Origin of the sequence: Kineococcus gynurae, assembly GCF_042433995.1 — a bacterium.
Classification (GTDB): domain Bacteria; phylum Actinomycetota; class Actinomycetes; order Actinomycetales; family Kineococcaceae; genus Kineococcus; species Kineococcus gynurae.
Genome location: NZ_JBHLUI010000008.1, coordinates 180425 through 203640, shown reverse-complemented (window position 1 = coordinate 203640; position 23216 = coordinate 180425). Strand labels below are relative to the sequence as shown.

The window sequence follows — 23216 nt, the reverse complement described above, 5'->3', positions numbered from 1 at the left end:
CCCCCGCACCCCACCCCCGCACCCCACCCCCGCACCCCACCCCCGCCCCCCACCCCACCCTCCTCCTCCCCCCTCTCCTCCCGTGATCAAGGAATCCATTCCTTGATCACGGGGAGGTGGGGGGGTGGAGGAGGGCCGGAGGGGGGAGGGCGGGGTCGCCCAGGTGGGCGTGGACCCGGGTGGCGTCGGGCGCTCCGGCGACGGCGAGCCGGAACGCGTCGACGGCCCACCGCCGTTCCTCCCGGTCGGCCCCGCGCAGCGGCAGCGGTCGGGGCAGCGCGGGTTCGTCCACCCGGACCACGGCCGACCCGGTAGCCGCGCGCGCGGCGATCTCGTCGCGCAGGGCGAGGGCGACCTGGGCGGCCGTGTCGGCCACCGGCAGGTCGTCGCGGACGAAGGAGCGGGCCAGCATCGTCACGGGACCGGTCAGCCACTCCTCCACCGGTCGCTCCGCGGGCCCGGACGCGGGCGCGGGTCGCGCGACGTCGCCGAACAGGATCGGCGGGCGGACGTCGTCAGAGCCGTGGCCGCGGACCCATCCGTGCTCGGTGAGCGCGACCCCGTCGAGGCTCGCGGCGGTGCGACGGACGCGCTCGTCCACCCCGGCCTCCCCGGCCACCCCGGCCTCCCCGGGCACGACCGCGTCGATCCCCAGGTGCTCCCGCAGCCACCGGTCCGGCCCCGGGTCCGCGGCGATGCGCCGCAGCGCCCCCACCCCCCGCCGCCGTGCGTCGGGACCGAGCCCGGCGACCCGCGCGCGGACCTCAGGACGGTGACCGCCGGCGCCGGTGGCGCGGTCGGCCCGGGCGGCGGCGGAGGCCTCGAGGGCGGCCGCGGCCGACCCGCGGTCGCGCAACGCCTCCCCCAGCAGCACCACCTCCGACACCTTCTGGTCGGCGAAGGCCAGCCGGCGACGCAGCTGCGGGTCCAGGTCGACCTCGTCGGCCACGTCGTGCGGGACGTGGAGCAACGAGGTCGAGGTGCCCGCGACGACCCGGGGGTGCCCGGTCGGCTGCAACGCGGCGAGGGCCTGCAGCCCCCGCAGGGCGGGGCCGAGGTCGGTGGTCCAGACGTTCTCCCCGTCCACGACCCCGCCGACCAGGACCTTGTCGGCGAGGCCCGCGAGGTCCCCGGCCGGGGCCGGGACCGACCCGCGCACGAGGTCGAGCGCGACGCCCGCGACCCCGGTGGCGGCGAGGTCGGCCAGGGAACCGCCGGGGTCACCGTGGGGGACGGCGACCAGGAGCTGCACCCCGCCCGTGGCGGCGAGCCGGTCGTAGGTCGCCCGGACCGCGGCGGAGAGCTCGGCGGCGTCCGTCCCGGCGGTGGCGGGGGCGGCGAGCCCGGGTTCGTCCAGCTGCACCCAGTCCGCCCCGGCCGCCGCGAACGACTGCAGCGCGACGGCGTAGGCCTCGACCAGTTCGGGCAGCCGTTCCCACGGCCGGCGGTCCCCCGCGGGAGCGCCCGCCGGGGCACCGGCCCGGGCCAGCAGCAGGAACGTGAGCGGCCCGACGAGGACGGGCCGGGTCAGGTACCCGTCGGTCAGGGCCTCGGCGAACTCCCGGACCGCGCGGTCGTCGACGAAGCGGAACCGGGTCGCCGGGGTGATCTCGGGCACGACGTGACGCCGGCCCCGGCCGGCCCCCGGGACCGTCCGCAGCGGGGTCCTGACCCCGCGACCGCGGGCGAGGACGTCGAGGCCGACCAGGTCGACCGACCCGTCCGAGGCGAGCACGTCGGCGCAGCGGGCGGGGACGGCACCGAACGCGACCACGGCGTCCAGCACGGGGTCGTGGCTGGAGAACGCCTGCGGGATCGAGGAGTCGTGGGCGGGCAGCCCCCGGGCGTTCATCCGGCGCCGGGCCCGGGCGCGCACCGCGGCGAGCGCGGCCTCGGTCGCGGCGACGTCGGCCCGCCCAGCGCGCAGCGCGGCCAGCGCGGCCGTGGTCTCGCGGCGGGCCCCGATGCTCGGGTAGCCGAGCACGGTGGCTCGCCACGGGCGGGCGGCGGGACCCGGGACGGGCCCGCCCCTCACCGGACGCCGGCCAGGCGGGCGGAACCGGAACGGATCCGTTCGACCAGGGCGACGGCCGTGGCCGAGGAGTTCGAGGGGTAGACGTGCAGCCCCGGGGCCCCGGCGTCGAGCAGCTCGCGGGCGAGCTCGGCGGCCACCCGCACGGCCAGGCGGCGCCGTCGCGCCGGGGAGGGGTCGTCCCCCAGCCGGGCCAGCAGCCCCGCGGGGGCGGGGACCCCGGTGAGCTGCTGCAGGCGCAGCAACCGCGCCGGGTCGTCCACGGCGGTGATGCCGGGCAGCACGGGGATGGTGACGCCGGCCAGCCGGGCCCGGTCCACGAAGGCCGTCCACTCCTCGGCCCGGTAACCGACCTGGGCGACGGCGAACCGGGCCCCCGCCTCCTGCTTGGCCCGCAACGCGGCCAGGTCTCCCGGGCGGCGCGAGGAGGGGAAGGCCGGGACGGCGATGCTGAGCGGTCCCTCGTCCACCGGTCGCGAACCCCCGCGCAGCGCCAGCCGCCGCCGCTCGACCACCTGCAGGACCTCGACGAGGTCGCAGCCGCGCAGCACCGGGTCGGACGGCTCGCCGAGGGGCGCACCCGCCGGGTCGCCGCGCAGGACGAGGACGTCCCGGATCCCGCTCTCGAGGATCTCCGCCCCGGCCGCCACGACCTGCGCGCGGCTGGAGCCGACGCAGGTGAGGTGGGCCATCGCCGTGACGGGGGTGCTGCGCCGGACGTGGCGGAGCAACCCCGCCGCCGCGGCCCGGGTCGCACCCCCCGCCCGGCAGGTCACCGAGAAGAAGTCCGGGGACGTGGCGGCGAGCTCGGAGACCGTGCGGCCCAACGCCTCGGCCGCGGCCTGCGACCGGGGCGGGAAGAGTTCGAAACTGATGGTCGGGCGCGGCCCGCCGACCCGGGCGGCCAGCGTCATCGCGCGGCCCCCGAAGGGTTCCGGGAAGGACGGGGTGCAGCACGCATCGTGAACTCCATCGGCCTGGCGTTAGCACCCTCGCCCGGGCTCGGGGGGTTGCTGCGGCGTCGTCGAGCCAGGACTCTCGGCCGCTCTGGATGGTGCGCCGACCCTAGCCGCCGTCCCGGGCATCCGACAACCGTGATCGCGCCCCGCGAAGGAACCCGACCGACCGGCCCGTCGCCCGGGCGCTCGGCGCCCGCCCGACTATCCTCACAACCCTCACAGCTACGACCCAGGTTCACCCGGGTCGCACCCGACGAGGAGGTCACGTGAGCAGTTCCTGGTCCGGCACCGGCGATCCGCCCCCCGGCACGGGCCCCGGGCCCGAACCCGCCCCCGCGTCCCCGTCCGGGGCGCTCGAGGGGGCCCGCAGCTACGAGGAGGTCCAGGCCTCCCCCGAGTTCGCCGCCCTGCGCCGTCGCTTCCGGCGGGTCGTCTTCCCGCTCTCGGCGTTGTTCCTGGCCTGGTACGCGGCCTACGTCCTGCTGGCCGACTACGCCCACGACTTCATGGGGATCCGCCTCGGCGGCAGCAACATCACCGTCGGGCTGCTGTTCGGCTTCGGCCAGTTCGCCTCGACGTTCATCATCACGACGATCTACGTGCGCTGGGCCAACAAGCGCTTCGACCCCGCCGCCGACGAGCTGCGCCACCGCATCGAGGGGACCCCGTGACCAGCAGCAGCCTCGTGACCAGCGCCCTGGCCACCGCGACCGTCCCCGCCGGCGGCGACGTCGGGGAACCGGTCGTCAACATCGCCATCTTCGGCGCGTTCGTCGCCATCACCCTGACCGTGGTGCTGCGGGCCAGCCGCAACAACCGCAGCGCGGCCGACTTCTACGCCGGGGGACGCGCGTTCAGCGGCCGGCAGAACGGCATCGCCATCGCCGGGGACTACCTCTCGGCCGCGAGTTTCCTCGGCATCGCCGGGGCCATCGCGATCTACGGCTACGACGGCTTCCTCTACTCGATCGGGTTCCTGGTCGCCTGGTTGGTGGCCCTGCTCCTGGTCGCGGAACTGCTGCGCAACACCGGGCGGTTCACGATGGCCGACGTCCTGAGCTTCCGGCTCAAGGAACGGCCGGTCCGGATGGCCGCGGCGATCTCGACGCTCACCGTGTCCTTCTTCTACCTGCTGGCCCAGATGGCCGGCGCGGGCGGCCTGGTCGCCCTGCTGCTGGGCATCGACGGGCGGGCCGGGCAGAACCTGGTGATCGCGATCGTGGGCGCGCTCATGGTCGTCTACGTGCTGATCGGCGGGATGAAGGGCACCACCTGGGTGCAGATCATCAAGGCGGTCATGCTGGTGACCGGGGCCGGCGTGATGACCGTCTGGGTGCTGGCCCAGTACGGGTTCAACCTCTCCGACCTGATCGGCGCCGCCGTCGCCGCCCCGGGTTCGGCCGGCGAGGCGCTGGTGGAACCGGGCGGGCAGTACGGGGCCACCGAGATCTCGAAGCTGAACTTCCTGTCCCTGGCGCTGGCCCTGGTCCTGGGGACGGCGGGGCTGCCGCACGTGCTCATGCGGTTCTACACCGTGCCGAGCTCGCGCGAGGCCCGCCGCAGCGTGGTCTGGGCGATCTGGATCATCGGGATCTTCTACCTGTTCACGCTCGTCATCGGCTACGGCGCCGGCGCGATCGTGGGTCCGGACGCGATCCGGGGCGCACCGGGCCGGGTGAACTCCGCGGCCCCGCTGCTCGCCTACCAGCTCGGCGGGCCGGTCCTGCTGGGCATCATCGCCGCCGTCGCGTTCGCGACCATCCTCGCCGTGGTCGCGGGGCTGGCCATCACGGCCAGCGCCTCCTTCGCCCACGACATCTACGCCAGCGTCATCAAGAAGGGTGAGGTCTCGGCCAACGCCGAGGTGCGGATCGCGCGCATCACGATCGTGGTGATCGGGGCCGTCGCCATCGTCGGGGGGATGCTGGCCAACGGGCAGAACGTGGCCTTCCTCGTCGCCCTGGCGTTCGCGGTGGCGGCGAGCGCGAACCTGCCGACGATCCTCTACTCGCTGTTCTGGCGCCGGTTCACCACCCGCGGCGCCCTGTGGAGCATCTACGGCGGGTTGATCTCCTGCATCACCCTGATCGCGTTCTCCCCCGTCGTCTCCGGCAAGGTCGACCCGGCGACGGGGGCGAGCCTGTCGATGATCACCGACCCCTCGGTGGACTTCTCCTGGTTCCCGCTGGAGAACCCGGGGCTGGTCTCGATCCCGCTGGCCTTCCTGCTGGGGTGGTTGGGATCGGTGACGTCCAAGGAGACCGGCAACGAGAAGCGGGCCGCCGAGATGGAGGTCCGCAGCCTGACCGGGGCCGGGGCCGAGAAGGCCGTCGAGCACTGAATCGGGCCGGCCCCGACGGCCGGACGCGACGGAGGGCCGGGTGACCCGCACGGGTCACCCGGCCCTCCCGCGTCCGGCGGCGGTTGCGCTCAGTTGCAGCGCGAGACGGGGATCGCGGTCGCGGTGTCGGCGAAGGTGTTCGTCGCGAAGCTCACCGAACGCGGCGCCAGGGCCGGGCCGTACTTGGCCGTGTGGCCGAACTTGTTGCCGGTGAAGGTCACCGAACCCAGGTTCGCGCTGCACTTGATGTTGACGGTGTACATGCCGCCGTCGAAGTAGTTCCCCTCGATGACGACCTTGTCCAGCAGCTGCTGGCCGGTCTCGGTGCCGAACTGCAGGGCCGAGTTCGCGTTGACCAGGCCGTCGGCCGGGTCGGGCATGAAGGTGTTGCGCCGCAGCACGATGCCGACCCCGGAGGTGGACTGGGCCGCGTCGGTGTGGACGGAGTCGTCCCGCACGAGGCTGTGGACGTAGCTGTCCTCGATCAGCACGTCGTTGCCCAGCCGGGGCCCGTCGAAGGTGCCGTGGACGTTCACGCGGCGCAGGGTGTAGTCCGACCAGCCGATCGCGATGGTGGTGCTGGCCCGGCCGTCGATCTCGGAGTCCTCGAGGACGAACCGGGGCGCGTCGCGCAGGGTGACGGCGAGAGGGGCTCCGGCGCAGCGGATCCGGGACTTGCGGATGGTCACGTCGGCCGCCGTGACGGTGACGCAGCCGGTGATGTCGAGGTTCTGCACGACCGTCCCCGGGGTGGAGACGACCAGGTCGCCGCTGGGGGTGAGGGTGGTGCCGACCGGGACGCCGGTGGTGTTCAGGGTCGGGAACCCGGCCGGGATGCCGGTGTCCAACGGGACGACCTTGAAGGACTTGTAGACCGTCTGCACGAGGTACTTGCCGCGGTACAGCCTGGCGGTCAACGTGATCGAGCCGGACAGGCCGCGCAGGTCGACCTCGCCGGTCCCGCGGTAGGTCGCGTCGTTCCCGGTGGTGATGGTGCCGATCTGCCCGCGGACGACGTCGCTCACCAGGTAGGTGCCGCGGTCGAACGCGACGGAGGTGATCGTGGTGATGTCCTCGCCGTCGGCGGGGATGCTGGCCTTGTTGACCGTGACGCCGTTCCAGGACATCCAGGGACTGATGGCGGCCTGGGCGGGGACCGCGACCAGGACCGAGACCAGGAGAGCGGCGAGCGCGGCCACGACGGCGGCGAACGCGGGGACCGCCGGGACACGGGCGGGGCGGATGGCGGTGGGGGGGACCGTCGACGCGCGCATCGGGAACCTCCAGGTCGGGAACGGAACGGGTCTGTCTCCCTACCTGCATCGGTGCGGACCACCCGGCTACTGTCTGCGCCCCGCGGGTACTGGCGAACGGGTGAGGCCGGACTACGGACCGCGAGCCCCTCCCCCGCAGCCGGACCGGGAACGTCACGGGGGGACCCTGGTCCCGGTCAACGAGCGCAGGGTCCCCCGGTGCCGTTCCCCCGGTGCCGTTCCCCCGGTCCCGTTCCCCCGGTTGGGGGCCGCTCAGCGCCGGGCGGCGAGGACCGCCTCGTAGAGCTCGCGGCGCGACACCCCGGTGGCCGCGGCCACCTCGGCGGTGGCGTCCTTGAGCCGGGTCCCGGCGGCGGCGAGCTCCTGCACCCGGGCCACCAGGTCGGCGACCGCCGGGACGGGGGCCTCGGGCGCTCCGCCGACGACGAGGCACACCTCCCCGCGCACCTCCTGCCCGCGCACGCGCTCCGCGAGCGCCCCCAACGGTTCGCGGACGACCTCCTCGTAGGTCTTGGTGAGCTCCCGGCAGAGCGCGGCGGGACGGTCGGCGCCGAACGCCTCGGCCATCGCGGCCAGGGTCGCCGCGGTCCGGTGCGGGGACTCGAAGAAGACCATGGTCCGCCGTTCCCCGGCGAGGGCCGCGAAGGTGCGGGTGCGCTCGCCGGGCCGACGCGGGCAGAACCCCTCGAAGGTGAACCGGTCGCTCGGCAGCGCCGAGAGGGCCAGGGCGGTCAGCACGGCGGACGGGCCCGGGACGGCGGTGACCCGCAGCCCGGCCTCGGCGCAGGCCCGCACCAGGCGGTAGCCCGGGTCGGAGACCGAGGGCATCCCCGCGTCGGTGACGAGCAGGACCGTGCGCCCGGCGGCGATCTCGGCCGTGAGGTCGGCGACGCGCGCCTCCTCGTTGTGCTCGTGGCAGCTCATGACCCGTCCGCGCGGGGCCACCCCGACGGCGGCGCAGAGCCGGCGCAGCCGACGGGTGTCCTCGGCCGCCACGACGTCGGCCGTGGCCAGCAGCTCGACCAGCCGGGGCGAGGCGTCGCGGACGTTCCCGATCGGGGTGCCGGCCAGGACCAGGGCCGCGCCGACCCCCGCGCCGGCCGGAGCCGCGTCCTCGGGATCCTCGGGCCGGTCGTCGGGCGCGTCGGGGTGGTGCAGGTCGGGGTCGTCGGGGTGGTCGGGCACCCGCCCACCCTGCCGTACTCCCCGCTCCCTCCGCCCCTCCCGCCCGCCACCTCCGCCCCCGGCGGGGACCCCCCACCTACGATGCGCGGGTGAGCGTCACTCCTCGGAACCCTGCGTGAGCGCCGCGCTCGCCCCCGCGAGCCGGGGGGCCGACCCCTGGCGCGTGCGGCTGCTCGGGCCCCGCAGCGAGATCGACGTGGAGGGGCGGTTGCGGGGGTGGGTGCCCCTGCTCGTCGTGACCGCGGTGGCCGGTGTCCTGCGCTTCTGGCACCTCGGGCGCCCGCACCAGCTCGTCTTCGACGAGACCTACTACGTCAAGCAGGCCTACTCGCTCCTGCTGCACGGCGTCGAGCGGCGCAACGACGGTGCCCTGTCGAGTCCGGACGCGCTGTTCACCGCGGGCACCCCGGACGTCTTCGGCACGACCGGCGACTTCGTCGTCCACCCCTCGGTCGGCAAGTGGATGATCGCCGTCGGGGAGTGGTTGTTCGGCATCGACTCCTCCTTCGGCTGGCGCTTCAGCGCCGCGCTCGTCGGGACGCTGTCCGTGCTGCTGCTGGGCCGCGTCGCCCGTCGGCTGTTCCGCTCCACGCTGCTCGGGGTGACCGCGGCCGTGCTGCTGACCTTCGAGGGGCAGCACCTGGTCGAGAGCCGCACGAGCCTGCTCGACATCTTCCTCATGTGGTGGGTGCTGGTGGCCTTCGCCTGCCTGCTGATCGACCGTGACCAGGCCCGCGACCGGTTGGCCCGGCGGCTCGCCGCGGCCGGACCGCGCGGGACGGGCGGTTTCGGGCCGCGGCTGGGGATGCGGTGGTGGCGGCTGGCCGCCGGGGTGTCGCTGGGGCTGGCCTGCGGGGTGAAGTGGTCGGGCGTCTACGTGCTCGCCGTGTTCGGGATCATGACCGTGCTCTGGGACGCCTCCGCGCGCCGGGCGGTCGGCATCCGGGCCTGGCCCGGGGCGACGGTCGAACGCGACGGGATCGGCGCGTTCCTGGTCATGGTCCCGGTGGCCGTGGCGGTCTACGTGTCGACCTGGGCCGGCTGGTTCGCCAGCCGGGAGGGGTACCTGCGCCAGTGGGGGGCCGAGCACCCGGCCTCGGGCGTCGCCGGTCTCGTCCCGGACGCGCTGCGCAGCCTCTGGCACTACCACGCCGAGGCCTACGCCTTCCACGTCGGGCTGTCCTCACCGCACCCCTACTCCGCGAACCCCTGGACGTGGCTGGTCCAGGGCCGCCCGACCTCGTTCTTCTACGAGAAGAAGGTCGAGGGCCAGGACGGCTGCCTCGTCCAGGAATGCTCCAAGGCGATCACATCGCTCGGCACCCCCCTGCTCTGGTGGGCGGCGGTGCTCGCCCTCGTCCTGGTGGTCTTCTGCTGGGCCTTCCGCCGCGACTGGCGCGCCGGCGCGATCCTGGCCGGGCTCGGCGCCTGCTACCTGCCCTGGTTCCAGTACCAGCACCGGACGATCTTCACCTTCTACGCGGTCGTCTTCGTCCCGTTCGTGGTGCTGGCCCTGACCTACGCGATCGGCGTCCTGCTCGGCCCCGACCCGCGCACCGCCCTGGGCGGGCCCGCGACGACGGACGGGGGCATCCCGGTGGCGGGCCTGCGGGGGGCGGCCTACCGCGCCGCGGTGCGCCGGCGACGCTGGGGCGCGGCGGGCGCCGGTCTCCTCCTGGTCGCCATCGTGGCCTGCTTCTGGTTCTTCTGGCCGATCTGGACCGCGCAGGTCATCCCGCACGCCGACTGGTCGCGGCGGATGTGGTTGCCGAGCTGGGTCTGAGCGGGTCCCGGCCCGGTCCGTGGGACCGGTCCACCGGGCCCGCGGCGGAGCCGGTCGCGGCCGCACGAAGCGGCTGGTCACGGCGGCGCGGAGGTGTCGAGACCGCCGGGCACCCGGTCCGACGGACGAGCACGTCCGTGCCGGATGTCCCCGCGTTCACCACCCTTCGTGACGACTTCGCGCAGGGTCGGTGACCTCGGTGTGACATTCCGCGCGTGACAGCTACGTACCGCGTTCAGTACAGTGCTCGCTGTCACAGGTTGCTCCCTTCGGGCGGCCGCGAAAGACGAGGACGGCTCATGACCGCATTGCTCGTTGCCAATGACGGCGGCCATCTCATGCAACTCAAGACCCTGGCCTCCCGCCTGCCCCTGGGCGACGGGTTCCACTGGGTGACCGTGCCGACCCCGCAGTCGGAGTCGCTGCTCGCGGGCGAGGACGTCACCTGGGTCCACCCCGGGCCGACCCGCGACCTGCGCGCCGCCGCCCGCAACGCCCTCCTCGCCGCCCCCCTCTTCCGCCGCCGCCGGATCTCCGCGGTGGTCAGCACCGGTTCCAGCCTCGCGGTCTCGGTCATCCCCCAGGCCCGGCTGCGGGGGCTGCCCGCCTACTACATCGAGAGCGCCACCCGGACCCACGGTCCGTCGCTGTCCGGACGGATGCTGGCCGCCGTCCCCGGCGTCGAGCTCTACACCCAGAACGCCGCCTGGCAGTCGAAGAAGTGGAAGTACGCGGGGTCGGTCTTCGACGGCTGGCAGTCGCGCGCCGAGGAGTCCGGCCCGCCGGTCAAGAAGGTCGTCGTCACCCTCGGCACGTCGCGCACCTACGGCTTCCGCCGCCTCGTCGAGCGGCTCGCGCCCCTGCTGGCCGACACCGGCGCCGAGGTCCTGTGGCAGACCGGGGTGACCGACGTCTCCGGCCTCCCCATCCAGCAGGCCCGCAAGGCCGTCCCCGCCGCGGAGCTGTCGGCCGCCATGCGCGAGGCCGACGTCGTCATCGCCCACGCCGGCACCGGCGCGGCGCTCGAGGCCCTCCAGGCGGGCAAACTGCCCATCCTCGTCCCGCGGCGCGTCGAGCACGACGAGCACGTCGACGACCACCAGGACCAGATCGCGACCATGCTCCGCTCGCGGGGCCTGGCCATCGTGCGCGAGGCCGACACCATCGACCTGCGCGACCTGGACCGGGCGGCCAGCAACGTCGTCGAACTGCGCGGCGACGCCCTCCCGCTCGCGCTCTGAACCCGGCCGGGGACGACCCGGAACCGGCCGCACCGACGCGAGGAGGCCGGCCACCGGAGGGGAGCCGGCCTCCTCGGCGGGCCTCTCCGGTGCGTGACCCCCACCGGGGAACCGTCGTCTTCCGACCAGCAGGTCCTCGCCACCGACGAAGAACGCCCCCCGGGAGACCCGGGGGGCGTTCCTTCGCGGGGCCGGAACTCAGGCCAGCGCGGCCCGCTGCAGCAGCGGGCGCCACCAGGACTCGTTCTCCCGGTACCAGGTGATCGTCTCGGCCAGGCCCTCCTCGAACGTGTGCCGCGGCGCGTACCCGAGTTCGGCGGAGATCTTGCCGATGTCGACCGAGTACCGGCGGTCGTGACCCTTGCGGTCCTCGACCGGACGGACGCGTTCCCACCCGACCCCGAACGCCTCGAGGATCTTGGCGGTCAGTTCCTTGTTGGTCAGTTCCGTTCCGCCACCGATGTTGTAGATCTCCCCCGGGCGCCCGCCCTCGACGACCAGCTGGATACCCCGGCAGTGGTCGTCGACGTGCAGCCAGTCGCGGATGTTCCCGCCGTCGCCGTAGAGGGGGACGGTGCCCCCCTGCATCAACGAGGTGATGAACAGCGGCATCACCTTCTCGGGGAACTGGTAGGGCCCGTAGTTGTTGGAGCAGCGCGTGATGCACACCGGCAACCCGTGGGTGCGGTGGAACGCCCGGGCCAGCAGGTCGCTGGAGGCCTTCGACGCGGAGTAGGGGCTGTTCGGCTCCAGCGGACGGTCCTCGGTCCAGCTGCCCTCGTCGATCGATCCGTAGACCTCGTCGGTGCTGACGTGGACGAACTTCGAGACACCCTGCCGCAGAGCGGAATCCAGCAGGACCTGGGTACCCAGCACGTTCGTCGTGACGAAACCGCCGGCCCCGGCGATCGACCGGTCGACGTGGGACTCCGCGGCGAAGTGGACGACCACGTCGGCCTCCGCGACCAGGGGTTCGACGTCGCCCGGCTCGCAGATGTCACCCTGGACGAAGCGCAGCCGCGGGTCGTCGGCGACCGGGTCGAGGTTGGCCCGGTTGCCCGCGTAGGTCAGTGCGTCCAGGACCGTGAGCGAGTCGACCTCGGCGGTCCCGATCGAGGAGTCCAGGACGGACCGCACGTAATGACTGCCGATGAAACCCGCTCCACCCGTGACCAGAAGTCTCATGGGGCAGAAGTTTAGTGGTCTTTGCGGTAGAACGGGGCCATGCGTGGAATCATCCTGGCCGGCGGTTCCGGGACCCGACTGCACCCCATCACCCGGGGCATCAGCAAGCAGCTCGTCCCGGTCTACGACAAGCCGATGATCTACTACCCGCTCTCCACCCTCATGCTGGCCGGCATCCGCGAGGTGCTCGTCATCACCACGCCCCACGACGCCCCCGGTTTCGAACGGCTGCTGGGCGACGGGTCCCAGCTCGGGGTCTCGCTGTCCTGGGCCCAGCAACCCTCCCCCGACGGGTTGGCCCAGGCGTTCGTCATCGGCAAGGACTTCATCGGCGACGAACCCGTGGCCCTGGTGCTCGGCGACAACATCTTCTACGGCCCCGGGCTCGGCACCCGGCTGCGCCGGTTCCAGAACCTGAGCGGCGGGGCCGTCTTCGCCTACTGGGTGGCGAACCCGGGTGACTACGGGGTCGTCGAGTTCGACGCCGACGGCCGGGCGCTGTCCCTGGAGGAGAAGCCCACCCACCCCAAGAGCTCCTACGCCGTGCCGGGTCTCTACTTCTACGACAACGACGTGGTGGACATCGCGGCCGGGTTGCGCCCGTCCCCGCGGGGCGAGCTCGAGATCACCGACGTCAACTCGACCTACCTGGCGCGCGGTGACCTGCACGTCGAGGTGCTGCCCCGGGGCACGGCCTGGCTGGACACCGGGACCTTCGACCAGATGCTCGCGGCCGGCAACTACGTCAGCACCCTCGAGGCGCGACAGGGGCTCAAGATCGGCTGCCCGGAGGAGATCGCCTGGCGCCAGGGCTGGCTGAGCGACGAGGAGCTCGAGGAGCGAGCGGCGACGCTGGCCAAGTCCGGCTACGGGCAGTACCTGCGCACCATCCTGAGCCAGCCCCGCTGACCCGCCCCCGGGTCGGGACGCCGGCGTCGGGTCGGCGGGCGTCGAGTCAGCGGGCGTCGGCGAGCACCGCCGGTGCGGCCGCCGCCCAGCGCTCCCGCCAGTCGCCGACCGGGTCGACGCCCGCCGCGCGCAGCGAACCGTGGTCGAGCACCGAGTAGGCCGGGCGCGGGGCGGGGCGGACGAACTCCGCGCTCGTCGTCGCCGACAGCTCGACCGCGTCCAACCCCGCGGCGGCGAGCACGGCCCCGGCGAACTCGAACCAGCTCGCCGCCCCCCCCGAGGTCGCGTGGTAGGCCCCGGACGGCGCCGACCGGTCGACGAGGTCGGTGAGGATGCGGGCGACGTCGACCGTCCAGGTGGGCTGACCGAACTGGTCGTCGACCACCGAGAGCGCCCCGCGCTGCCCGCCGGCCCGGGCGATGGTCTTGGGGAAGCAACCGCCGTGCTCGCCGTAGAGCCAGGCCGTGCGCACGACGAGGGCGTCGGCCCCGGAGGCGCGCACCGCCCACTCCCCGGCCGCCTTGGTGCGGCCGTAGGCGCTGCGCGGGGCCTGGGGGGCCTCGGCGTCGTAGGGACGGTCGGCCGCGCCGTCGAAGACGTAGTCGGTGGAGACGTGCAGCAGGCGGGCCCCGGCCGCCGCCGCGCCCAGCGCCACGTTCCACGCCCCCTGGGCGTTGACCGCGAACGCGGCCGCCTCCTCGGTCTCGGCCGCGTCGACCGCGGTGTGGGCGGCGCAGTTCACGACGACGTCGCTGCCCCGCAGTCGCTCCCGGCAGTCCGCGAGCGACGTGACGTCGAGGTCGGCCCGGCCGAGCGCCGCCACGTCGTCCCCCCGCGCGGCGAGCCGGGCCACGACGTCACGACCGAGCATCCCGCCCGCACCCACGACCGACCAGCGCATCCGAACTCCCCCGTCGTCCCCACGTCTGTCCCGCCGGGACCACCCGTCGCGGTCCCCTCGGCACCACCGTAGGACCTGCGTCACGCCCCTTGTGTCCGTTCCGTCGCGCACCGCTACCGTCGAGTCATGCACGAACTCCCCGTCGAAGGCGCCTTCGAGTTCACCCCCCGGCAGTTCGGGGACGACCGCGGCATGTTCCTGGAGTGGTTCCGGGGTGGGCAGTTCCTCGACGCCACCGGCCAGCACCTCGCCCTGGCCCAGGCGAACTGCTCGGTGTCGGCCGCCGGCGTCCTGCGCGGTGTGCACTTCGCCGACGTCCCGCCGGGACAGGCCAAGTACGTGACCTGCGTGGCCGGCGCGGTGCTCGACGTCGTCGTCGACCTCCGGGTCGGCTCACCCACCTTCGGGCGCACCGAGTCGGTGCTGCTGGACGACGTGGACCGCCGGACCGTGTACCTCTCCGAGGGCCTGGGGCACGCGTTCCTCTCCCTGGCCGACGGGTCGACCGTCGTCTACCTGTGCAGCGAGGGCTACGCCCCGGAGCGTGAGCACGGCATCCATCCGCTGGACCCGGAGCTCGGCATCGAGTGGCCGACCGTGGGTCGCGACGGGCAGAAGCTGGAGTACGAGCTGTCGGCCAAGGACGCGGAGGCGCCGACCCTGGCCCAGGCCCAGGCCGACGGGCTGCTGCCGGACTACGCGGCCTGCCTGGCCTACCGGCGTTCGCTGCGCAACACCCCCTCGCCCCGGCACTGACCCGGGCCCCGGCCGCCGCACGGGCCGCCGACGGCGGGGTCGAAGCCAGCCACGGGGAGTCACCGATGGCCTACCCTCGGCCCATGCCGTTGCGCCTGGCCGTGCTCTTCGCCGGTGACCTCACCGACCCGACCGTCCGCTCCGGCACCCCCTACGGGGTCGTCCAGGGGCTGCGGTCGTGGGACGTGGACGTCGTCACCGTCGACACGACCCTCGACCCGCGACTGGAGAAGGGCCTGGCCCTCGGCCTGTCCCCGCTGCACCGCGGCCCGGGCCGGACCGGGTCGTTCACGAGCCGGGTGAAGAACGGCTACAGCGCCGCGCACGCGGGCGCCCACCTGGCCCAATTGCACAGCCGGGTCGGGCAGCGCCGGCTCGACGCGGCGGTCCGGGCGGGCGCGTCGGGTGCGGGTCCGATCGACGGGGTGGTCGTGCTGGGGGCGGGCTACCGGGTCCGGACCGACCTGCCGCACGTGGTCTACGACGACATGACCGTCGCCCAGGCGACCCGCTACCCCTACCGCAACTGGTCCTCGATGCGGCCCGCCGACGTCGCGGCCCGGCTGCGGATGCAGCGCGAGGTGTACCGGGCGGCGACGACGTGCTGCATGACCAGCAGCTGGGCCGCGGACTCCGCCGAGCAGGACTTCGGGGTGCCCGGCGAGCGGGTCGTGGTGGTGGGGGCCGGGACGCACGAGACCCCGCGCACCCCCGAACGCGACTTCTCCACCCCGCGGTTCCTGTTCGTGGGCCTGGACTTCGCGCGCAAGAACGGTCCGCGGGTCCTGGAGTGCTTCGCCCGCGTCCGCGAGCAGTTCCCCGACGCCACCCTCGACGTCGTCGGCGGGCACCCCCCCATCTCGGCCCCCGGGGTCCGCACCCACGGCCGCATCCCGCGCAGCACCCCCGAGGGCCGCGCGAAGCTGCAGGCGATCTACGACGCCTCCACCTGCTTCGTCATGCCGTCGCTGTACGAGCCCGCCGGGGTCGTGTTCACCGAGGCCGCCGCGTCGGGGCTGCCGAGCATCGGCGGGTCCAACGGGGGGTCGGCCGACTTCATCGGCGACGGCGGGGTCGTCGTCGACCCGACGTCCACCGAGGCCGTGCTGGCCGCCATGCTGCGCTTCTGCGACCCCGCGACGGCCCGCGCGACCGGGGCCCGGGCCGCCGCCCGCTCCCCCCTGTTCACCTGGACCGCGCTGGCGGGACGGTTGCTGCGCGGTCTGCACCTGGACCCGGGCACGGGTTCCGCCCCCGCGGTGGACCTCGCCCACGGCCCCGCGTCCGCCGCCACCCACGACGCCGCCCACGACCCCGCCCACGACCCCGCCCACGACGCCGCTTCCGCCGGCCTCCCGGCCTACCTCCCCCGCCACCCCCGCACCGGCACCCCCGCCCCCGTCACCACCTGACCCGAGACACCCCGCCCCCCAGCCCGCGAGTCCCGTCCCTCCCTCCTCGCTCCCCGTGATCAAGGAATTTCGCCCTCCCGTCCTGCACCGGGCGCGCCGCACGAGCGGGACGACCGCGACGAATTCCTTGATCACGGGGAAGAGGCGGGCGGGCGGGAAGCGGGTGGGAGAGCAGGGGCAGGTCGGCGGACGGGGTAGCGGACGGGGTAGCGGACGGGGTCAGGGGGTGGGGGCGGCGAGGGCCAGCAGCTCGGCGGCCCGGTGGTCCCAGGTGTTGGCGGCGGCGTAGGCGGTGCGCCGGGCGCGGTGCTCCGCCGGTTCGGCGAGGGCCTCCTCGACGGCCTCGGCGAGTTCGCGCGAGGGCAGACGGAAGTGCACCAGCCCCGCGGGGAACTCCCCGAGGGCCGGGCACCCGGTCGCGGCGATCGGGGTGCCGGCCCGGAAGTAGTCCCAGATCTTCAGGGGTGAGGCGAACTCCTGCCACGGGTCGTCGACGTAGGGGACGAGGGTGACGTCCATCGCCTCCGTCCAGGCGCCGAGCTCGGTGTTCGCGACGGCGGGCAGCAGGTGCACGTTGGGGCGGGCGGCCAGGGCGTCCAGCGCGACGCGGGCCGGCCCCTGCAGGCGCGGGCTGACCGGGCCGATGAGCAACAACGACCCCTCGGGGTGCTGCTCGGCCACCGCGGCCAGGGCGGCGAGGTCCCAGCGGGCGTCGATCCGCCCGACCGCCCCCAGCAGCGGACGCGGCAGCCCGGCCAGCGGCGCCGGGACCGGCGCGGTCCCCGGCACCGGGCCCGCGGCGCGCAGCGAGCCGTGGCGCAGCAGGCGCGCGTCCACCCCCTCCTCGGCCACCCGTCGCTGCAGGCGCGTGGAGATGGCGCAGACCACGTCGGCGCGGGCCCAGGTGCGGCGCTGCCGTTCCAGGATCGTCTCGGCCGACAGGCCCGTGAGGTGGGCCCCGGCGGCGAGCCAGTCCTTGACGACGGCGACCGTGCGGGCCCCCACCGGGATCTCGGTCGACTCGTCGAAGGCCGCGCACGTCACCACCAGTCCGATGTCGTACCCGCCGGCCCGGATCGCCCGCCGCACCTGCAACCGCCGCCAGGGGGCCGAGACCCGGCGCGCCCACCGGTTCTCCTTGGGCGGCAACGAGGTCGTGCGCAGGACGGTGACGTCGCCCCCGCCCTCGACGCGACGGCGGGGGTCGAGCACGAGACCCACCGCGCTGCGCAGGGCCGCGAGCCCCGAGGCCCGCCGGAACGGCGTGAGCAGGCTGAAGGCCGGGTCGACGAACAGCACCCGGACGCGCCGTCCGTCCACCTCGACCCGACCCAGCGCGTCGCTGAGGAAGTGCTCGGTGAGCCAGGTCTCGTCCCACGGACTGCTGCCGTAGACGAGGACATCCCGGGTCGGCGACGAAGAGTGACTCGGCACGCGCGCAGTGTCGCACGGTGCCTCCGAGCGGGTGGGCCGCTGTGCGACGATGCCGCCATGCCCCGGTCCGTGGACGTCATCGTGCCGGTCAAGGACGACCCCCGGGTCGCCGACTGCGTCCGCGCCCTGCTGGCCCAGGACCACCCGGCGGACCTGGTGACCATCTACGTCGCCGACAACGGTTCGGCCGCCCCGCCGCGGCACCTGGAGTCGTTGTCCCCCCGCGTCGTGGTGCTCGAGGAGCCCCGTCCGGGTTCCTACGCCGCCCGCAACGCGGCCCTGCGCACGGCGGACGGGGACGTGGTCGCGTTCACCGACTCCGACTGCCTGCCCGACCCGTCCTGGCTCTCCGAGGCCGTGCGGGCGCTGGACTCCGGGGTGGACGTGGTGGCCGGCCACGTCGAGGTCTACCCCCGCGACGCCCGTCGACCCCACCCCGTCGAGGCGTTCGAGATGCTCAACGCGTTCCGCCAGGACCGCAGCGCCGCCCAGGGGTGGGCCGTCACGGCCAACGTGGTCGTCCCCCGCACCGTGCTGGACGAGGTCGGGGAGTTCAACGCCGACCTGCCCTCGGGGGGCGACGCCGAGTGGTGCCACCGGGCGGTCGCGGCCGGGCACCCCCCGGTCTACGTCCCCTCCGCGGTCGTCCGCCACCCCGCCCGCGGGTCCTACACCGAGGCCTGGACGAAACTCCGCCGGGTCGCCGACGGTCGCCGACGCCGGGTCGCCCTGGGGGAGAACCCGCCCGGGGGCCTGTCCGTGCGCAGTTTCACCCCGCCCCTCGGTTCGGCGGCCCGCGCCGTGCGGACGGCGAAACTCCGCACGCCGCGGGCCAAGGCGGCCTACGTGGTCGGGGCGTTCTGGATGACCTACGCCCGCGTGGGCGCCGCCCTGCACCGGGGCTGACGTGCCCGGCGCGGACGTGCTCGACCTGCACCGCGAGCGCCACCGGCGCCGGCGCGACCTGCGGGCGCTGCCCGCCCTGCTCGTCGAGGCCGTCCGGTTGTGCCGACGGGCCGCACCCCGGGAGTTCGCCCTCACGCTCGGGCTGCAACTGCTGGGGGCCACGTTGCTCGGGGTGCAGGTCCTCGTCGGACGCTGGGCGCTGCAGGAGATCCTGGCCGGCGACGGCAAGGCGGGGACGGACCTGCGCGGCGCGGTCGCGCCGTTGGCCCTGCTCGCCGCGGTCGCGCTGGTCGGCAGTTTCTCCGGCGCGATCCGGCAGCAACGGCTGCGGTTGCTCGGTGAACTCGTGCAACGCGCCATCTGGGCCCGGCTGCTGGACGTCAGCACGACGGTGGACCTGACCACCTATGAGGACGCCCGGTTCTACGACCGGCTGCAACGCGTGACCACGAACGCGATCTCGCGTCCCCTGGCGGTCGCGCAGGGACTGGTCGGGATCGTGGGCGGTTCCGTCGGGGCGGTCGGTCTCGGCGTCTCCCTGTGGATCATCTCCCCCGTGCTGCTGCCGCTGCTCGTGCTCGCCGCGGTCCCGCTGTTCCTCCTCTCAAGGAGGGGTGGGCGCACCGAGTTCGCGTTCGCACTGGCCCAGACCCCGGCCTTCCGGGTCCGCGACTATCTGCGCCAGACCCTGACCGGGCGCGACGACGCCAAGGAGGTCCGCGCCTACGGCCTCGAGGAACCCCTCCGCCGTCGCTACGACGGCCTCTACGACGACTACGTGGGTGCCCTGCGCGCCCAGGTCCGCACCCGCATCCGGTTGGCCCTGCTCGGCAACGGCCTGACCGCGCTGACGGTCGCCCTCACCCTCGGCGGGTTGTTGCTGCTGGTCGGCCGGGGAACCCTCGACCTGGCCGACGCGGGGGCGGCCGGGGTTGCGATCCCGTTGCTGGGCAGCCGGTTGCAGCAGCTCGTCACCGGGGCCGGGAACGTCGCCGAATCCGGGTTGTTCCTCGAGGACCTGCAGGCGTTCCTGGCCATCGCCCCGGCCGCGGCCGCCCGTCGCCCCACCGACCCCGCCCCCGAGGGTTTCTCCGTGCTGCGCGCCGAGGGGGTGGGTTTCCGCTACCCGCAGGCCACGACGGATTCCCTGACCGGGATCGACGTGGAGATCCGGCGCGGGCAGGTGGTGGCCCTGGTCGGGGAGAACGGCTCGGGGAAGACGACGCTGGCCAAGGTCCTGGCCGGTCTGCACACCCCGACGGCGGGGGTGATCCGGTGGGACGCGACGGTCGTCGCGGGTGCCGCCGCGTCCGGACCGGAAGGATCCGGACCGGGAGGGACCGGGGTGGACCCGGTCGGGCTGCGCGCGCAGGTCGCGGTCCTGTTCCAGGACTTCGCGCACTACCACCTCAGCGCGCACGACAACATCGCCCTGGGCCGCGCCGATCGACCCTCCTCCCGCGAGGAGGTGCGCGCCGCGGCGGTCCGGGCGGGCGCCGACGGTTTCCTGCAGCGGTTGCCCGCGGGCTACGACACCCCGCTCACGACCGAGCTGCACGGGGGCAGCGATCTCTCCCTGGGGCAGTGGCAACGGGTGGCCCTGGCCCGGGCGTTCCGCCGCGACGCCCCGTTCGTGATCCTCGACGAACCGACCGCGTCGCTCGACGCACGGGCCGAGGCGGACCTGTTCGCCGGGATCGGCGACCTCATGGCCGGGAGCACCGTGCTGCTGATCTCGCACCGGTTCTCCAGCGTGCGGTACGCCGACCGCATCTTCGTCCTGCGCGAGGGACGGCTCGACGACAGCGGGACGCACGACGAGCTGCTCGCCCGCGGCGGGCACTACGCGGAGCTGTACACCCTGCAGGCCGCGGCCTACCGCGACGACGCCTGAGCGGGCCCCGCCGGGCCGCGCCCGGGGCGGACACTCCTTAGACTGCGACGCGTCGCAAGGATGCGACGGAGGAGGCAGGAACGATGGCGACGACAGCCGGGACCCCGCCCGAGCACCGGGGCGCCGGGGCCGAGGCGTCGGGGCGGGTGGCCCTGCGCGCGGACGACCTGGTCTGGAACGAGGTCGACGGTCAGATCGTGGTGCTGGACACCACGCGCTCCACCTATCTCGCGATCACCGGGGCCGGGGTGAGCCTCTGGCCGCTGCTGGTCGCGGGGACCACGCGTCACGACCTGGTCGAGCACCTCCTTGCCGTCTACGCCGTGGACCGGGCGACGGCCGAGGCCGACGTCGCCGAGTTCCTCACCGACGCGGCCGGGCTGCTCCGGCCATGACCGTCCTCCCGCCCCAGCACCCGCCCCAGCACCCGCCCGAGCGGCTGGTCCGGGGTCGCCCCCGGCGTCGGAGCCGAGCACGGACCCGGTGGACCCGGTGGGCCCGGCGGTGGGTGGCGCGGCGGGCGCACCTGACCCCGTCCGCCCCCGTGGCCGCCTGGTGGGCCGACCGGGCGCTGCGCACGGTCCGCCGGGAGCTGCCGACCGGAGGGACCGCCGTGCGGGCCCCCGCTCCCCCGCCCGGCCTGCCCGAGAGCGCCCTGGTGACCGTCGAGGCCGTGCTGCGCCGGCGGCGGGCGACCTGCCTGCAGCGCTGCCTGGTCGTGCAGGCCTGGCTGGGCGCGCACGGCCGGGACCACGACGTGGTCGTCGCCGTCCACGCCCGGGACGGTTTCGGGGCGCACGCCTGGCTGGCCGACCACGACGAGGACCAGAGCTCGTCCTGGCAGGAACTCACCCGGCTCCCCGCCCGCGCGCCCCGGGTGCGACCGTGACCGGGCCGGTGCTGCGTCCGCTGGAGGTGGCGTGGACGGTCCCCTTCGGCCCGGCCGAGGGCGTCGACCCGTTGCCCCGGGGGCGCACCGGGTTGCGGCGGGCCTTCGAGGACGTCGTGCGTCCGGCGCTGGAGCGCGGACCGTGCGTCGTCAGCTTCTCGGGCGGTCGCGACTCCTCGGTCGTCCTGGCCCTGGCCGCGCACGTGGCCCGTCGCGAGGGCCTCCCCCTGCCGATCCCCCTCACCCACCGCTTCCCGGGGTTGCCCGAGAGCGCCGAGGACGCCGAGCAGGAGCTCGTCGTGCGTCACCTCGGCCTGACCGACTGGTCCCGCCCGACCTGGGACGCGGAGTTCGACCTCACCGGGCCGCTGGCCCGTACCGTCCTGGCGCGCCACGGGGTGCTGCCCCCGTTCAACCTGCACTTCCACGAGCCCGTCGTCGAGGCCGCCGCGGGGGGTTCCGTGCTCACCGGGGTGGGGGGCGACGAGCTGTTCGTCCCGGTCCGTCGCTCCGTCCCGGCCCGCGTCGCCGCCGGGCGCAGGGCGCTGCGCGTCGGCGAGGTCCCGGCCCTGCTGGCCTCGATCGCGACCCCGGACCCGGTGCGGGCCGTGAAGATCGCCGCGACGCTGCCGGTGGGCTACCCCTGGTTGACCCCGGAGGGCGCCCGGTCGCTGCGCCGGGCGCTGGCCCGGGAGGCGGCCGCGGAACCACTGAGCTGGTCCCGGTCGGTGCGCACCCGGATCTGGCCCGGGCGTCGCCTGCAGCTGCACCGGGGCGCGTTGACGGCGCTGGGCCGGGCCCACGACGTCATGGTCGAGAACCCGTTCTGCGCGGGCCCGGTGCTGGCCGCCGCCGCGGGCGACCTCGGCGCGGCCGGGCCCCGCTCGCGGGCCCGCGAGCTCGACGCCCTCGTCGGGGACCTGCTGCCCCCGGCCGTGCTGCACCGGACCGGCAAGGCCACGTTCGACGGGGCCTTCTGGACGGGGGCGGCCCGGGAGTTCGTGGAGGGCTGGGACGGTCGCCTGCCCGCCGAGTTCGACGGGATCGTCGACCCGGAGGCGCTGCACCGGGAGTGGGCTCGCCCGCGCCCCGACGCCCACTCCTTCGCCCTGCTGCAGACCGTCCTGCTGCGCACCCTGGCGGTCACGCCCCCGGCACCCGGGCCCGGAGGGCGCCCAGCAGGTCGGTGACGGCGGCGGGCAGGGCCGTGAAGTCGCGCGGGCGGCGCCAGCGGAGGAAGGGCAGGGCCAGCAGCCGCAGCAGGGCCCCCGGGTCGGCCGGGGCGACCCGCAGGGCCAGGGCCCCGGCCAGCAGGGCCAGCCGTTCGGGCACGGGGACGTCCTCCACGGCCGGCTCCCCCCAGACCGGCTCGACGACCGCGGCGAGGTGCAACCGGGCCGGCAGCTCCCCGTCCCCCGCCGCCACCCGCCACCGCTCCCGCCGACCGACCACCCCGAGCGCTTCACCGACCTCGAAGTGCCCGGCCGCCCCGGCGCGCAGGTCGACGCAGCCCGGTCCCGGCCAGACCCGGTGCCCGTGCGGGTCGAGCACGAGGACGTCGTCGGTGACGAGCGGGCACCCCGCCTGCCGCAGCGCCCAGGTCGTGGTGCTCTTGCCCGCGTCGCGGGCGCCCAGGACGGCCACCACCGCGCCCGTCGACCCCACCGAGAGCAGGACCGCACCCGCGTGCAGGGCCAGTCGCCCCTGCCAGTGCGCGACGACGACCGCGGTCGAGGCGAGGTAGGGGTGGACGACCTCGGCGTCCCTCACCGGGCGCGGCGTCCACAGCGTCGTGGTGGCCGAGCGCCGGTCCACGACGGCCCACCCCCCGTCGGCGAGCGGGTGCCGGGCCTGCTCGGGCCCGACCACATCCTCCGCCCCGTCCTCCGCGTCGTCCAGATCCGGGTCCGGAGCCGGGTCGAGCACGCGGCGGACGGTCCAGGCCGTCTCGTCGCCCACGGGTGCCCCCAGCAGGTGGGCCGCGCCGGGGACGTCGCCCAGGCGCAGGCCGTACGCCGCCCCCACGCCGGGGATGCCGGCGGGAACGTCGGCGGGGACGCCAGCGGGCATGGCGCCGAGGACGACGGCGTCCGGGTCGTGGGCCACGGCCCATCT

20 protein-coding genes and 1 riboswitch are annotated in these 23216 nt (G+C 74.9%); of the genes, 12 read left to right on the top strand and 8 right to left on the bottom strand.

The annotated features are described in order from the left end of the window. Positions 1-106: 106 nt before the first annotated feature. The gene (locus ACFFKU_RS07395; RefSeq protein WP_380136871.1) at positions 107-1984 is read right to left on the bottom strand and encodes a 5-methyltetrahydropteroyltriglutamate--homocysteine S-methyltransferase; all 1878 of its coding nucleotides are present in this window, start codon (positions 1982-1984) and stop codon (positions 107-109) included. Positions 1985-2031: 47 nt separating this feature from the next. Next, on the bottom strand, positions 2032-2946 hold the full coding sequence (locus ACFFKU_RS07390; protein WP_380136870.1) for a methylenetetrahydrofolate reductase: 915 nt from the start codon (positions 2944-2946) through the stop codon (positions 2032-2034). Between the two features lie 52 nt (positions 2947-2998). Further along, positions 2999-3090, bottom strand: a riboswitch (SAM riboswitch). A 167-nt stretch (positions 3091-3257) separates the two neighbouring features. Here ACFFKU_RS07390 and ACFFKU_RS07385 point away from each other — a divergent pair. Further along, the gene (locus ACFFKU_RS07385) at positions 3258-3662 is read left to right on the top strand and encodes a DUF485 domain-containing protein (RefSeq protein WP_380136868.1); all 405 of its coding nucleotides are present in this window, start codon (positions 3258-3260) and stop codon (positions 3660-3662) included. Continuing rightward, complete coding sequence (locus ACFFKU_RS07380) at positions 3659-5332, top strand: monocarboxylic acid transporter (protein WP_380136867.1); 1674 nt, start codon at positions 3659-3661, stop codon at positions 5330-5332. Before ACFFKU_RS07385 ends, ACFFKU_RS07380 begins: the two co-directional genes overlap by 4 nt. An 89-nt stretch (positions 5333-5421) precedes the next feature. On the opposite strand, the gene ACFFKU_RS07375 is transcribed toward ACFFKU_RS07380, so the two are convergent. Beyond that, positions 5422-6606, bottom strand: a complete 1185-nt coding sequence (locus ACFFKU_RS07375) for a right-handed parallel beta-helix repeat-containing protein (protein ID WP_380136866.1) — start codon at positions 6604-6606, stop codon at positions 5422-5424. Positions 6607-6858: 252 nt separating this feature from the next. Continuing rightward, positions 6859-7764, bottom strand: coding sequence for a 16S rRNA (cytidine(1402)-2'-O)-methyltransferase (rsmI, locus tag ACFFKU_RS07370; RefSeq protein WP_380138033.1), 906 nt, complete (start codon positions 7762-7764; stop codon positions 6859-6861). 142 nt (positions 7765-7906) lie between these two features. Between rsmI and ACFFKU_RS07365 the strand changes: the two genes are divergently transcribed. Then, the gene (locus ACFFKU_RS07365; RefSeq protein WP_380136864.1) at positions 7907-9574 is read left to right on the top strand and encodes a dolichyl-phosphate-mannose--protein mannosyltransferase; all 1668 of its coding nucleotides are present in this window, start codon (positions 7907-7909) and stop codon (positions 9572-9574) included. A gap of 338 nt (positions 9575-9912) precedes the next feature. Further along, a complete protein-coding gene (locus tag ACFFKU_RS07360) occupies positions 9913-10815 on the top strand; it encodes a glycosyltransferase (protein ID WP_380136862.1) in 903 nt (300 codons plus the stop codon). A 198-nt stretch (positions 10816-11013) separates the two neighbouring features. Here the strand turns inward: ACFFKU_RS07360 and rfbB are convergent, their stop codons facing one another. Beyond that, entirely contained in the window at positions 11014-12000 is a 987-nt protein-coding gene (gene rfbB, locus ACFFKU_RS07355; protein ID WP_380136861.1) for a dTDP-glucose 4,6-dehydratase, read from the bottom strand. A gap of 39 nt (positions 12001-12039) precedes the next feature. On the opposite strand from rfbB, the gene rfbA reads away from it, so the two are divergent. Continuing rightward, the gene (gene rfbA, locus ACFFKU_RS07350; RefSeq protein ID WP_380136859.1) at positions 12040-12909 is read left to right on the top strand and encodes a glucose-1-phosphate thymidylyltransferase RfbA; all 870 of its coding nucleotides are present in this window, start codon (positions 12040-12042) and stop codon (positions 12907-12909) included. Positions 12910-12955: 46 nt separating this feature from the next. Here the strand turns inward: rfbA and rfbD are convergent, their stop codons facing one another. Continuing rightward, entirely contained in the window at positions 12956-13810 is an 855-nt protein-coding gene (gene rfbD, locus ACFFKU_RS07345; protein WP_380136857.1) for a dTDP-4-dehydrorhamnose reductase, read from the bottom strand. A gap of 126 nt (positions 13811-13936) precedes the next feature. On the opposite strand from rfbD, the gene ACFFKU_RS07340 reads away from it, so the two are divergent. Then, on the top strand, positions 13937-14566 hold the full coding sequence (locus ACFFKU_RS07340) for a dTDP-4-dehydrorhamnose 3,5-epimerase family protein (RefSeq protein ID WP_380136855.1): 630 nt from the start codon (positions 13937-13939) through the stop codon (positions 14564-14566). A gap of 83 nt (positions 14567-14649) precedes the next feature. Further along, complete coding sequence (locus ACFFKU_RS07335) at positions 14650-15978, top strand: glycosyltransferase family 4 protein (RefSeq protein WP_380136853.1); 1329 nt, start codon at positions 14650-14652, stop codon at positions 15976-15978. 219 nt (positions 15979-16197) lie between these two features. Here the strand turns inward: ACFFKU_RS07335 and ACFFKU_RS07330 are convergent, their stop codons facing one another. Continuing rightward, positions 16198-17412 carry a glycosyltransferase gene (locus tag ACFFKU_RS07330; protein ID WP_380136852.1) on the bottom strand — a complete coding sequence of 405 codons (1215 nt, stop codon included), beginning with the start codon at positions 17410-17412 and terminating at the stop codon, positions 16198-16200. Positions 17413-17469: 57 nt separating this feature from the next. Between ACFFKU_RS07330 and ACFFKU_RS07325 the strand changes: the two genes are divergently transcribed. The 5 genes from ACFFKU_RS07325 to ACFFKU_RS07305 all read left to right on the top strand — a co-directional run bounded on the left by ACFFKU_RS07325 (position 17470) and on the right by ACFFKU_RS07305 (position 22291). Next, complete coding sequence (locus ACFFKU_RS07325; protein WP_380136850.1) at positions 17470-18318, top strand: glycosyltransferase family 2 protein; 849 nt, start codon at positions 17470-17472, stop codon at positions 18316-18318. A gap of 1 nt (position 18319) precedes the next feature. Beyond that, positions 18320-20212, top strand: coding sequence for an ABC transporter ATP-binding protein (locus ACFFKU_RS07320; RefSeq protein WP_380136848.1), 1893 nt, complete (start codon positions 18320-18322; stop codon positions 20210-20212). An 83-nt stretch (positions 20213-20295) separates the two neighbouring features. Next, complete coding sequence (locus ACFFKU_RS07315; protein WP_380136846.1) at positions 20296-20607, top strand: PqqD family protein; 312 nt, start codon at positions 20296-20298, stop codon at positions 20605-20607. Beyond that, positions 20604-21101, top strand: a complete 498-nt coding sequence (locus tag ACFFKU_RS07310) for a transglutaminase-like domain-containing protein (RefSeq protein ID WP_380136845.1) — start codon at positions 20604-20606, stop codon at positions 21099-21101. The genes ACFFKU_RS07315 and ACFFKU_RS07310 overlap by 4 nt, the downstream gene beginning before the upstream one ends. Continuing rightward, on the top strand, positions 21098-22291 hold the full coding sequence (locus ACFFKU_RS07305) for an asparagine synthase-related protein (RefSeq protein ID WP_380136844.1): 1194 nt from the start codon (positions 21098-21100) through the stop codon (positions 22289-22291). The genes ACFFKU_RS07310 and ACFFKU_RS07305 overlap by 4 nt, the downstream gene beginning before the upstream one ends. On the opposite strand, the gene ACFFKU_RS07300 is transcribed toward ACFFKU_RS07305, so the two are convergent. Then, the gene (locus ACFFKU_RS07300; protein ID WP_380136842.1) at positions 22245-23207 is read right to left on the bottom strand and encodes a phosphoenolpyruvate carboxykinase (ATP); all 963 of its coding nucleotides are present in this window, start codon (positions 23205-23207) and stop codon (positions 22245-22247) included. The two genes, ACFFKU_RS07305 and ACFFKU_RS07300, sit on opposite strands and share 47 nt — an antisense overlap. Positions 23208-23216 lie beyond the last annotated feature (9 nt).

What these genes read in the sequence shown, in the direction of transcription:
- ACFFKU_RS07390 (WP_380136870.1), bottom strand. Translation starts at nt 2,946, where the DNA reads ATGACGCTGGCCGCCCGGGTCGGCGGGCCGCGCCCGACCATCAGTTTC.
- ACFFKU_RS07375 (WP_380136866.1), bottom strand. Translation starts at nt 6,606, where the DNA reads ATGCGCGCGTCGACGGTCCCCCCCACCGCCATCCGCCCCGCCCGTGTC.
- ACFFKU_RS07360 (WP_380136862.1), top strand. Translation starts at nt 9,913, where the DNA reads ATGCAACTCAAGACCCTGGCCTCCCGCCTGCCCCTGGGCGACGGGTTC.
- rfbB (WP_380136861.1), bottom strand. Translation starts at nt 12,000, where the DNA reads ATGAGACTTCTGGTCACGGGTGGAGCGGGTTTCATCGGCAGTCATTAC.
- rfbA (WP_380136859.1), top strand. Translation starts at nt 12,040, where the DNA reads ATGCGTGGAATCATCCTGGCCGGCGGTTCCGGGACCCGACTGCACCCC.
- rfbD (WP_380136857.1), bottom strand. Translation starts at nt 13,810, where the DNA reads ATGCGCTGGTCGGTCGTGGGTGCGGGCGGGATGCTCGGTCGTGACGTC.
- ACFFKU_RS07340 (WP_380136855.1), top strand. Translation starts at nt 13,937, where the DNA reads ATGCACGAACTCCCCGTCGAAGGCGCCTTCGAGTTCACCCCCCGGCAG.
- ACFFKU_RS07335 (WP_380136853.1), top strand. Translation starts at nt 14,650, where the DNA reads ATGCCGTTGCGCCTGGCCGTGCTCTTCGCCGGTGACCTCACCGACCCG.
- ACFFKU_RS07325 (WP_380136850.1), top strand. Translation starts at nt 17,470, where the DNA reads ATGCCCCGGTCCGTGGACGTCATCGTGCCGGTCAAGGACGACCCCCGG.
- ACFFKU_RS07315 (WP_380136846.1), top strand. Translation starts at nt 20,296, where the DNA reads ATGGCGACGACAGCCGGGACCCCGCCCGAGCACCGGGGCGCCGGGGCC.
- ACFFKU_RS07310 (WP_380136845.1), top strand. Translation starts at nt 20,604, where the DNA reads ATGACCGTCCTCCCGCCCCAGCACCCGCCCCAGCACCCGCCCGAGCGG.